The organism is Microbacterium sp. (genome assembly GCF_036277215.1).
Taxonomy (GTDB): Bacteria; Actinomycetota; Actinomycetes; order Actinomycetales; family Microbacteriaceae; genus Microbacterium.
In genome coordinates, this window is record NZ_DASUNI010000086.1 from 1 (window position 1) to 11,156 (window position 11,156).

10 protein-coding genes and 1 pseudogene are annotated in these 11,156 nt (G+C 69.8%); 2 read left to right on the top strand and 9 right to left on the bottom strand.

Features of this window, described 5'->3' with window-relative positions; translation table 11 throughout:
• The 8 genes and pseudogenes from VFX99_RS04340 to VFX99_RS04375 all read right to left on the bottom strand — a co-directional run.
• Window positions 1-930 (bottom strand): annotated as a pseudogene (locus tag VFX99_RS04340) (hypothetical protein); the annotation flags it as partial.
• A 15-nt stretch (window positions 931-945) separates the two neighbouring features.
• Window positions 946-1,704: an SDR family NAD(P)-dependent oxidoreductase gene (locus tag VFX99_RS04345; protein WP_329665093.1), complete on the bottom strand. Its 759-nt coding sequence runs from the start codon at window positions 1,702-1,704 to the stop codon at window positions 946-948.
• Window positions 1,705-1,713: 9 nt separating this feature from the next.
• Window positions 1,714-2,577 (bottom strand): phosphogluconate dehydrogenase C-terminal domain-containing protein, encoded by an 864-nt coding sequence (locus VFX99_RS04350; protein ID WP_329665094.1) that lies wholly within the window; start codon window positions 2,575-2,577, stop codon window positions 1,714-1,716.
• Window positions 2,574-3,368: a sugar phosphate isomerase/epimerase family protein gene (locus VFX99_RS04355; protein WP_329665095.1), complete on the bottom strand. Its 795-nt coding sequence runs from the start codon at window positions 3,366-3,368 to the stop codon at window positions 2,574-2,576. Before VFX99_RS04355 ends, VFX99_RS04350 begins: the two co-directional genes overlap by 4 nt.
• Entirely contained in the window at window positions 3,365-4,240 is an 876-nt protein-coding gene (locus VFX99_RS04360; protein ID WP_329665096.1) for a triose-phosphate isomerase family protein, read from the bottom strand. Before VFX99_RS04360 ends, VFX99_RS04355 begins: the two co-directional genes overlap by 4 nt.
• On the bottom strand, window positions 4,234-4,710 hold the full coding sequence (locus VFX99_RS04365; protein WP_329665097.1) for a ribose-5-phosphate isomerase: 477 nt from the start codon (window positions 4,708-4,710) through the stop codon (window positions 4,234-4,236). Before VFX99_RS04365 ends, VFX99_RS04360 begins: the two co-directional genes overlap by 7 nt.
• A 1-nt stretch (window position 4,711) precedes the next feature.
• Window positions 4,712-6,433, bottom strand: coding sequence for a dihydroxyacetone kinase family protein (locus tag VFX99_RS04370; RefSeq protein WP_329665098.1), 1,722 nt, complete (start codon window positions 6,431-6,433; stop codon window positions 4,712-4,714).
• On the bottom strand, window positions 6,430-7,818 hold the full coding sequence (locus VFX99_RS04375; protein WP_414684317.1) for an MFS transporter: 1,389 nt from the start codon (window positions 7,816-7,818) through the stop codon (window positions 6,430-6,432). Before VFX99_RS04375 ends, VFX99_RS04370 begins: the two co-directional genes overlap by 4 nt.
• Window positions 7,819-7,939: 121 nt before the next feature.
• Between VFX99_RS04375 and VFX99_RS04380 the strand changes: the two genes are divergently transcribed.
• Together VFX99_RS04380 and VFX99_RS04385 are read left to right on the top strand one after the other, a co-directional pair.
• Window positions 7,940-8,677: a FadR/GntR family transcriptional regulator gene (locus tag VFX99_RS04380; RefSeq protein ID WP_329665099.1), complete on the top strand. Its 738-nt coding sequence runs from the start codon at window positions 7,940-7,942 to the stop codon at window positions 8,675-8,677.
• 51 nt (window positions 8,678-8,728) lie between these two features.
• Entirely contained in the window at window positions 8,729-9,976 is a 1,248-nt protein-coding gene (locus tag VFX99_RS04385) for a D-arabinono-1,4-lactone oxidase (RefSeq protein ID WP_329665100.1), read from the top strand.
• A gap of 125 nt (window positions 9,977-10,101) precedes the next feature.
• Here the strand turns inward: VFX99_RS04385 and VFX99_RS04390 are convergent.
• The coding region (locus tag VFX99_RS04390; RefSeq protein ID WP_329665101.1) for a type IV toxin-antitoxin system AbiEi family antitoxin domain-containing protein at window positions 10,102-11,156 on the bottom strand (1,055 nt) is incomplete at its 5' end.

Sequence of the window (11,156 nt, forward strand, 5' to 3'; positions counted from 1 at the left end):
CTGAGAACCGCCGAGCGCCGCGAGCGCACCGGCGAGCTCGTCGAACGGCGCACCGGGCGAGGCGATGACGCGGACATCCAGCGGGACGCCCGATCGCTCCGCCCTCGACAGCGCGGCGCGCCAGTTCGGCGTGCGCAGGTCGAGCTCCACCAGCAGGGCCGCGGCGCCGCTCGGCCCGTCGGGTGCCGGGTCGGGCGCGGTGGCGGCGCCCAGGCCGAACTCGGGAAGCGCTCCGCCGACCTCCAATTCGATGAGGTCGGGAGCAGCGGGCGGCAGGGTCGCTGCCAGCTCCCGCACCCGAACCCGAACCGTCTGACGCACCCGCTCGCCGGCGGCGATGTCGTACGGGAAGGGGAGGTCGAGCGGCCGGCTGTACGTCTTGTATGAGGCATCGGACCAGTTGCGCTGATCCTCCATCTCGAAAACGTCACCTTCGAACGCAAGCGACACCTCGAGGCCTCCGTGCGCCCAGGACAGACCCGCGATGTCGCGGACGGGCTGGTGCGGGCTGATCTCACTCGGAAATCGCGTCGCCTCCGTGGCGCCCGTCGAATGCGTCACTGTCAGCGACTCGCCGGCGAGCCGGGGTGGATGCAGCACGATGAGCCCTGACCTGTTCGTGGCGAAACCGTCGACCGACTCCAGATCGGCGCTCACATCAAGATCGGAGGGCCGGGCGACCACCCGCACGACACCGCGGAAGCTCGAGCCGAGGCCTTCCGATCGCACGTGGAGCATGAGCGTCGCGTCCGACTCGCGAACGCGATCGACGACCAGGGGCGCGGTGTCCCAGTTGCGGTCCCGGATCACCGCGCGGACGCTGCGCAGCACCGGGCGTCCCGCGAACGCGATGTCGGCGAACTCGTCGCCGCGCAGCTCGAGCGTCCAGCGGCCGCTCTGCCAGGGGCGGGACTCCGTGGCCCAGGTCATCTCAGCCCGCGCATCTCACAGGGTCGTCATCCCTCCGTCGACGGCGAACAGCGACCCCGTCGCGAACTCCCCGTCGTCGCTGGCGAGGAAGACCATGATCCCCTCGACGTCGGCCGGCGACCCTGCCCGTCCGAGCGGGATGCGGCCGATGATCGCGGCCCGCGCCGCAGGGTCGGTGGTGATCGTGGTCACGAGCGATGTCTCCGTGTACGCCGGAACCACCGTGTTCACCCGGATGCCGCGATCGGCATACGCTGCGGCGACGGTCCGGGCGAGACCGTGGATTCCGGCTTTCGACGCGCTGTAGGCGGTGAAGTCCTTTCCTTCGCCGTTGAGACCGGTGGGGCTGCCGGTGAGGATGATCGACCCGCCGACGCCCGCGGCGAGCATGGTGCGCACGGCGTGCTTCACGGTCAGGAACGTACCCGTCAGGTTGATGTCGATCGTGCGCTTCCACACATCGAGATCGAGATCGGCGGCCGCGGCGTCCTGGCCGAACAGCTGGACGCCCGCGTTGGCGACCACGGTGTCGGGCGCCCAGCCCGCCTCGGCGAGTTCGATGAAAGCCGCCTCGACCGACGCCTCATCCGAGATGTCGAGCACTGCGGCGCGCGCCGCGTCCCCGATCGCGGCGACCGCGTCGGCCGCGGCCGCGGCATCCCGGTCGGCGATCACCACACGGGCGCCTTCGCGCGCGAATCGCTCAGCGACCGCCCTGCCGATGCCGGTGCCGGCGCCCGTGACGAGGGCGGTCTTGCCTGCGAGCCTGCTCATGAGACCGTCCTACCGTTCGATGTGGTCGAGGTGCAGCATCCGCGCGAGGTTCTTGTCGAGCTCGTCATCGCGGAAGATCTTCTTCCAGTCGTCCTTGATGATGCTCTCGCGACCGTAGTCCATCGCGATGAGGCACGCGTCGCTGAAGGGGTTGTCTCCGCGCAGTCCGTTGGCCAGCGCGACCTGGGTGTGACCGTAGAGGATGCTGCGGGCGGCGGCCTCGGGGACACCCATCGTGTTCACGGCCTCGTTGAGTGCCTCGTTCAGCAGATCGCCGATCATGCACGCGACGGTCTCGACGAGGGTCGGCTCGAGCTGGGCGAGCTGCTTGATGGTGACGAAGTGCACATCGATGACGGGAGCGTAGATCGCACGAACGGTCGCCTCGACGATCGCGGCCTTGGCCGGGTCGTCCGACTCGACCGCGGCGATCGCGTCCTGCGGGGCGGCGATGCCGCCGAAGGTGTCGGCCCATTCCTCAGGGGTCTGACGCTGCAGGAAGATCGAGGGGTGGCACGGGTGGGCGACGGCGCGGATGACATCGTCGCGGTCGGTCAGCAGTCCCGCGTAGGCGGCAGCCGGATCCAGCGTCAGGGCGATCGCGCCGGACTTCATCTGGGGCACGAGGTCGGCGGTGACCGACGCGAGCGCGAGGTCGGGGACGGCGAAGACGACGATGTCGGCGTCGGGCACGGCGGTCGCGGCATCCGTCAGTTCACGTCCTGCCTGGGTGGTGCGCTCGCGGCCGGCGGGCGAGTTCTCGATGTAGTACGCCTCGTGGGCGGTCTTGTCGAGGTTGTTCGAGACGCGCATGCCCATCTTGCCGCCCGCTCCGATGACGGCGATCTTGTAGGTCTCGGTGGATGTGCTCACAGTGTGCTCCTGAGGTAATCGAGGGTGGTGCGGGTCCAATCCCGCTCGGTTCGGATGGTGGTCTCGGGGTCGCCCTGCCAGGGCAGCCAGTGCTCGACGATCTCGTTGACGCCGCGCTCGCGCGGGCGGACGGTCTCGAGCAGGTGGGGGTAGTCGTGCAGGCCGGTGCCCATCGGCGCGCCGGAGTAGGTGAAGCCGACCCAGCCGTCCTGGCGTGCGAACGCGAAGTCTTTCGCGTGCACGTTCGCGACGAGCGGCGCCGCGAGCTCCACGGCGTCTCGCGGACGCTCCAGCCGGGCGACGACGTTGCCGGGGTCGAGGCAGATCCCCAGGTGGGAGCTGCCGAACGAGTCGACGAGGCCGACCAGGTCGGCCGTGGCGATCTGCTCGTAGGTCTCCAGGGCGAGTGTGACCTCGGATGCCTCATAGGCGGGCAGTGCGGCGCGGAGCTGATCCTGAGCCTCGGCGAGGGTCGGCTGCGAATCGGGACCGTAGAGCATGCTGCGCACGAGCCGGGCGTCGAAGATCTCGGCGAGCCGCAGGAAGCGCTCGAGGTGGTCGGGGGCGATCCCCTTCGTGCCGAGCTCGATCGTGAGGCCCAGGTCGCGCGCGACGGCGGCGGCGTCCGCGAGATCCGACTCGCTCATGGTCTCGAGCGGCGCGTAGTCGCAGATCTGGAACAGGTCGACTTCGAGCGCTCGCGTCGCCTCGAGAGCGTCGATCAGGCTCAGTGGGTCGTCGACGCGATCGGAGTGCTGCCAGAAGAAGGCGTAGGTGCCGAGGCCGATCACAGGCTGGCGCCCCTCGGCTCACCGTGAGACTGCATCTGCACGTCGAGACCCTGGGTATCGCCCGCAGTCTCGCCGTCCGGCCGCAGTCTCGCGGGTTCTTCGCCGCGCGAAGCTGCGAGTGCGGCTGCCTCGTCGAGGACTGAACCGAGGCTGTCGACATCGTGCGCGAACCGGCCGAGGAAGAGCCCGTCGACGGCGTCGCCCAGTTCGGTCAGCAGCCCGGGTCCGGCCGAGCCGCCGTAGATCACGGCGCTGCCGGCGCGGTCGGAATCCTGCTCGAGCGCCGCGCGCAACGCCCCGGCGACTTCGATGATGTGCGCCGCGGGTGCCGGGTGCGGCGCGCCGATCGCCCAGACCGGCTCGTAAGCGACGATCACGCGTCCGGCGGGCGCTCCGGCGAGGTCGCGCCGCAGCTGAGCGACCGTGTCGGCCGCCGCATACCTCGGCGAGAGGCGAGCGGTCTCACCGACGCACAGCACGGGGGTCAGACCGTTGCGCAGCGCTGCCGCGGCCTTGGCGGCGACGTCCTCGTCCGTCTCGTGGAACAGCCGACGGCGTTCGGCGTGCCCGATCTCGGCGATGCTGACGCCGATCTCGGCGAGCTCGGCGGCGCTCACCTCGCCGGTGTACGGTCCGCTGTCGGCCGCGGCGACATCCTGCGCGCCGATCCGCACCGGCGTTCCCGCGAATGCTTCGACGGCGGGCAGCAGTTGAGGGTAGGTCGGGATGACGAAGAACTCGATCGCGCCCCGGGTCACGCCGTCGTGCGCGCGGACGAGCTCCGCGACGCGGTCGAACCAGCGAACAGCGTCGCGATGACCGAAGTACATCTTGAGGCTGACGCCCACCGTGACCGGGCCGGGCGTCAGCACGATCCGGTTGCCTCGTACTCGCCGATGACCGCGACCTTCTCGGCTGATGCCGATGACGTGTCGAAGCGGTAGGTGAGCCACTCGCGGACGAGGCGGCGGGCGAGCTCGAGGCCGACGACCCGCTGACCCATGGTCAGCACCTGGGCGTCGTTGGAGAGCACGCCGCGTTCGACCGAGTAGCTGTCGTGTGCCGTGACGGCGCGGATTCCGGTCACCTTGTTCGCTGCGATCGCGACGCCCAGACCGGTACCGCAGATGAGCAGGGCGCGATCGGCTTCTCCCGCCGCGACGAGCTCTGCCGCCGCGATCGCGACCTTCGGATACGGGGTGTGTCCGTCGGCGTCCACGCCGACATCGACGACCGTGGCGACTCCGGCGCTCGCTTCGAGGTCCTTCTTGAGGACCTCCTTGTAGTCGAATCCGGCGTCGTCGCAGCCGATCACGATGCGGAGGGGCTGGTCTTGTGACATGTCAGTTCCTTTCGAGGACGGCGCCGACGGCCGTGACGATGAGGGCGAGCGAATGCGCGCCGGGGTCGGGGGTGCCGAGGCTCTTCTCCGCGTGCGGACGCGCGCGTCCCATGCGGGGGAGGAGGTCGGCGGTGGCGGCTGCGGCGGTGGTCGCGGCGTCCGAGGCTGTCGCCCACGCCGCCGCGAGCGGAACGCCGGCGCCGATCGTGTGAGTGAGGGCTTCGCTGAACGGCACGAGGGCGTCGACGAGCGTCTTGTCGCCCACCTCGGCCTTGCCGTAATCCATGACGCCCTGCGCTCCCGCGGCGACACCGGCCGCGACATCCGCGCGGCTGGGTCGTCCCTCGTCGCCGAGCTTGTCCGCCAGGGCGGCGAGGATGACGCCCCACAGTGCCCCGGAGGTGCCGCCGGCGCGATCGGACCAGGCGTCCGCCGCGCGCGCGAGCACGGTCTGCGCTCCGGCCCCGGCATCCCGCGCGGCGATGGCCGCATCGCGAGCGGCGTGCGAGCCGCGCTGCATGCCGATGCCGTGATCTCCGTCGCCCGCGATCGAGTCGAGGCGCCCGAGTTCCTCGACGTGCGTGTCGATCGTGGCAGCGACGGTCTCGATCGCCGCGGCAACGGTCACGGCGACGGCGCGCGACTCCTCGTCCGACGACGGCACTCCCTCGACCTCGGCGACGGCGTCGGCGGCGGCATCGGACTGCGCAGCTGCGACGACCGAGCCGCGGCGGTATGCGGGGGTGTCCACGGGGGTGTCCCACAGCCGCTCGAGCTCGTCTTCCAGCCAGAACAGCGTGAGCGAGGTGCCGGCCATGTCGAAGCTGGTGCAGTATTCGCCCACATGCGGGTCGACCAGCTCGTCGCCCGCTTCTCGCAGCAGCTCGGCGATGCGCCGGTAGACGACGAACATCTCCTCGTACTTGAGCGATCCGAGCCCGTTCAGGATCGGTACGACGCGCGCGCCCGAGACCTGAACGCCCTCGGGCACCTCGTCGAGCAGCTTGGAGACGAGCAGCTCGGCCAGTCCGTCCGCCGTCGGGATGCCGGTCTCGTCGATGCCCGGCTCGCCGTGGATGCCCAGGCCCACGGCCATCCGGCCCTCCGGCACCGAGAAGAGCGGCTGCCCCGCGCCCGGAAGCGTGCAGCCGGTGAACGCCACTCCGAACGAGCGGGTGCGCTCGTTGGCGAGACGGGCGACGCGGGTCACGCCCTCGAGGTCGTAGCCGGCCTCCGCGGCGGCGGCTGCGACGCGGAACACCGTGAGGTCGCCGGCGATGCCCCGGCGCTTGTGCTTCTCGACGGGGGAGGCGCTGAAGATGTCGTCGGTCACAGCGACCGTCTCGCAGGCGATGCCTTCGCGGCGCAGGCGGTCCTGCGCGGCATCGAAGTTGAGCACGTCGCCCGCGTAGTTGCCGTACGAGAAGAAGACCCCGCCGCCGCGGTTCGCCGCCGTCGCCACGGCATGGATCTGCTGCGTCGACGGGGACGCGAACAGGTTGCCCATCGCGGCGCCGTGCGCGAGTCCCTGGCCGACGAGCCCGCCGAAGGCCGGGTAATGGCCTGATCCGCCGCCGACCACGACGGCCACCTGACCGTCGGGCGTGACCGTGCTGCGGATGACGCCGCCCGAGACTCTGCGCACGTAGCGCTCGTTCGCGGCGACGAATCCCGCGATCATCTCGTCGGCGAAGTCGGCGGGCTCGTTCCAGAGTCTCGTCATGATGTGCGGGTCGCCCCCTTGCGCGATTCCTCCGCAGCCGCGAGGCCGGCCGCGGTGACGGCGGCACGGTTGCTCCGTGCCAGCAGGATCATCAGGATCGCGGAGGTCAGCATGACTGCGCCGACGATCATCATCGGGATCTCATAGCCGCCGGTCCAGTCTTTCACCGCACCCGTGACGAAGGGGGCGCTGAAGCCGGCGAGATTGCCGACGGTGTTGATCAGCGCGACACCTGCCGCTGCGGCGATTCCCGTCAGGAACTTCGTCGGAAGCGTCCAGAAGTTGGGCAGCGCGGCGAAGATCGACATGGCGGTGAGGGTGATCACCGCGATGGTGGCGGCCGGCGAGCCGGCGAACAGCGCCAGCGGGATCGACACGGCGCCGAGCACCGCGGGGCCGGCGATGTGCCAGGTTCGCAGCCCTCGACGCGAGGCGTCACGCGACCAGAAGTACATCGCGATGGCGGCGGGCAGGTAGGGGATGGCTGTGATCAGCCCCTTCTGGAACATGTCGAACTCGGTGCCCGCCGCGTTCTGGAAGCCGTCGATGATCGTCGGGAGGAAGAAGGCGAGCGCGTAGAGGCCGTAGATGAAGCCGAAGTAGATGAAGGACAGCATCCAGACCCGGCCGCTGCCGAAGGCGAAACGCACCGAGACGTGCTTCTCGGACTTCTCCGTGAGCTTGCGCTCGGCGGCGTTGGCCTCGGTGAGCCACGTCTGCTCTTCCGGCGTCAGCCACTTGGCATCCGCCGGCTTGTCCTTGAGGTAGAACCAGGCGATGATGCCGACGATGATGGCGGGGATCGCGACGCCGAAGAACATGAAGCGCCAGCCTGCGAGGCCGAAGAAGACCTCGTCCTGCTGGATCAGCCAGCCGGCGAAGGGGGCTCCGATCACCGTCGTGAGCGGCTGGGCCAAGTAGAAGAGCATCAGGATGCGCCCGCGGTACTGCGACGGGACCCAGAGGCTCAGGAACAGGATGGCGCCCGGGAAGAAGCCCGCCTCGGCCACGCCGAGGAGGAAGCGCAGCACGACCAGCTGCTCGAAGTTCTGCACCCACGTGAACAGCAGCGCGACGATGCCCCAACTGACCATGATGCGCGCGAGCCAGCGGCGCGCACCGAACTTGTGCAGCGCGAGGTTGGAGGGCACCTCGAGCAGGATGTAGCCGATGAAGAAGACGCCCGACGCGAAGCCGAACTGGGCGGCGCTGAGGGCAAGATCGTCGTTCATGCCGTTGGGGGCGGCGAAGCCGATCGCGGTGCGGTCGAGGTAGTTGATGAAGAACATCAGCGCCACGAAGGGCACCAACCGCAAGGACACCTTGCGTATGGCGGATTTCGCGACCGGCGATTCGACGCCGGTCACAACGGGGGTGTTGTCCACGTTGACTCCTGGGGGATCGTCATTGATTGGCTGGCATCAGAAACGACGCCAATCCATATTTTGGCAAACCGGTTGACCAATTGCAAGCCCGGATCCCTGATTTTCGCGCTAGGTTGTTCGCATGCCCGCCTTCCCCGACGATCGGTCGGCCGAGATCTCGGCCTCGCTCGGCGCGCTTCCGACGGGGACGCCGGTGTCGGAGGTGGCACGGCGGCTGATGGACCTCTTCACGAGCGGCTCCATCGCGTCCGGAACGCGGCTGCCCCCGGAACGACAGCTCGCCGCGACGCTCGGGGTGGGCAGGTCTGCCGTCCGCGAAGCGCTCGCCGCCCTCGAGATCCTCGGAATCGTCGACGTGCGCCCGGGGTCGGGCACGTACCTCCGCGGGACCGCGAGCGAGCTCCTGCCGCAGACGCTGCGCTGGGGACTTCTCATCGGCGAGCGCAACACCGAGCAGCTGCTGGAGATGCGCGCCGGCCTGGAGATCTACGTCGCGCGGCTCGCGGCCGGTCGCGCCGACAGCGCTCACCTCGACGACGCGGGGGTCCAGCTGGAGCGCATGCGCATGACGGTGGGGAACCTCAAGGCGTTCGCCCGAGCCGACCTGGAGTTCCACCTGGCGCTGGCCCGCGCCTCGGAAAACGACCTGCTCGTCGACCTCCTGCACGTGGTCCGATCGCTCCTTCAGGTCTACGCCGACCGGGCGGTCCACAACGAGGCCGAGGCCCGCGTCGCCATCGATGAGCACGAGGCCGTCTACCGCGCGGTCGTCCGCGGAGACGAGGACGCCGCGGCATCCGCCATGGCCGTGCACATGGCCACCGCAGCACGGCGACTGTCGGCCGAGCTCGCGCCGTAGTCCGCCGCGGAACCCGTCGTCCGATTCAAGAACTCGAAGAAGAGGAGCCGCATGTCTCGCAACTGGGCCGGCACGTACGAGTACGCCGCGCCGCGCATCGTCCCGGTGTCCACGGTCTACGACGTGCAGCACGCGATCGCCGCCGGTGGACCCGTCCACGCGCTCGGCACCCGGCACTCGTTCACCGATCTGCCGGACACGACGGGAACGCTGCTGGACCTCGCGACGCTCACCGACGGCTTCTCTCTGGACCAGGATGCCGCGACGGTGACGGTCGCCGCCGGGACACGCTACGGCGAGCTGGCGGTGTGGCTCGACGAGCGCGGCTTCGCCCTGCACAACCTCGGTTCGCTTCCGCACATCTCGGTGGGCGGCGCCACAGCGACCGGCACCCACGGATCGGGCAACCGCAACGGCGTGCTGACGAGTGCCGTCCGCGGCATCCTGTATGTCGGCGCCGACGCCCAGGTGCACCAGGTGCGCCGCGGCGACCCGGACTTCGACGCGCTCGCGGTCGGCGTCGGTGCATTCGGAGTGATCGTCGCGCTGACGCTCGAGGTGCAGCCCACCTACCGCGCGCGGCAGGACGTGTACCAGGGCGTGTCGTGGGATGCCGCGCTGGAAGCCCTAGACGACATCACGGGCGCCGGCTACAGCGTCTCGATCTTCACGCGCTGGGATGCCGATCTGCTGGGAGACGTATGGGTCAAGAGCCGCCTCGAGGCGGACCACGACCCGGTGCCGGACGCCCTCCTGAACGGCTCGCGCGTCGTCGAGGCGAACCCGCTCGAGGGTGTCGGCGACCTCACCGAGCTCGGCGGCGTGCCCGGCCCGTGGATGCTGCGGCTACCGCATTTCCGCCTCGACGGGCAGCCGTCCTTCGGCGACGAGATCCAGAGCGAGTACTTCGTCGCCCGCTCCGACGCGCCCGCGGCGCTGCGGGCGGTGCACGAGCTGTCGTCGCTTATTCAGCCGCACCTGTTCGTCAGCGAACTGCGCACCGCGGCATCCGATGATCTGTGGCTGAGCCCGGCCTACCAGCGCGACGTGCTGGCGATCCACTTCACCTGGCACAACGATCCGGCGGGTGTCCGCGCCGTCCTGCCGCACGTGGAGGAGGCGCTGGCACCGTTCCTGGCGCGCCCGCATTGGGGCAAGCTGCACCTGTTCGATGCCGAAGCGATTGCGCGCGTGCATCCGCGCCTGGCCGACGCGCGCGAGGTGTTCGAGCGCCTCGACCCGGCTGGTCGTTTCGCGAACGCGCACCTGCAGCGGGTGGGCCTGCGCGTCGCGCGCTGACCCCGGACCGGACTGCTCATTTCGCCGAACCCATATCTTCGCGGCGACTCCATACCCTCGCGGGCGCGGGAGCATGTGGGCTCGCGGCGAAGGCATGGGTTCGGCCGACTGCGCCGTGGCGACGTTCAGCGGCGCGGGATGATTCCAAACGACGCGAGGCGGGAGCCCAGCGAGTCCGCGGAGCTGATGTGTGCAAAGCCCCATCGGGCGAACCGCCACTGGCTGCGACCTCGGATCCAGTCCTCGCGGTCTTTTTCGTCCCGCAGCGCCTCGCGGGTCGTGGCGCCCCGGAGCATCTGCGGGTCGAAGTACTTGCCGAGACCGTCGAATTCTCCCCATGCCCGCACGTCCTCCAGGGCGAAGTCGATCCAGTAGGTCGCGCCGGCCGGTCCCTCGAACGGAACCTGAAGTCGAGGCGGGGCAAAGCCGAGGTCCGCTAGATAAAGACGACTGGTGCTCTCGCCCGGAAGCTGCGCTCGGCCGTCTGCGAACTCCGTGACCCAGCGCGCCTGGCGAATCCCCCGCGCCCCCGAAGAGCGGGCGATTCGCCCCCTCAGGTGGGCACGCCACTTGGCGGCGGCCATCTCGTCGTACCGGCGCGGAACCTCATGCCAGGCGATCGAGCGCAGCGCCGCGTCGGCGCACGCGACCGCCGTCTCACGCCTCGTGGTGCGGATCATGTCGTACACCGTCCGCTCGAATGACGTGACGGGGATGCCGCCGATCATGACGCGGTCCGCGTCGGGCACGTCGATGTCGTGGCGCCGCAAGGTGCGGCTGCTCGTCACGATTCCGTCTGCGCGTCGAGTGCAGACGTGCGGGGCGCCCGCGCGATGCCGGAAGAGCGGCAGGCCGTGGAGGACGGCTGCTGAGGCGAATGCGTAGACCACGTCATCGGACTTTCGGAAAGAGTCCGCGGCGACGATCGCGAGCATATGGCGGAACTCCGGGTACGCGGCATCCCAGTCACTGCGGCGAACGTAGCGACCTCGATGTACCACCACCAGCTCGCCCGCAGCGACCATCCTTCGAACTCGAGATGGCGGGACACCGAGCCGCTCGAGGCTCGGCACCGTGAGAATGCGCGCGCGAGCGTCGTCCGGGGTCATGCCCTCGAGCGTGCCCACCCTCTTCCGGGGAGCCGCAAGACCCGCCCGCATCTGTGGATCGCGTTCGTCCG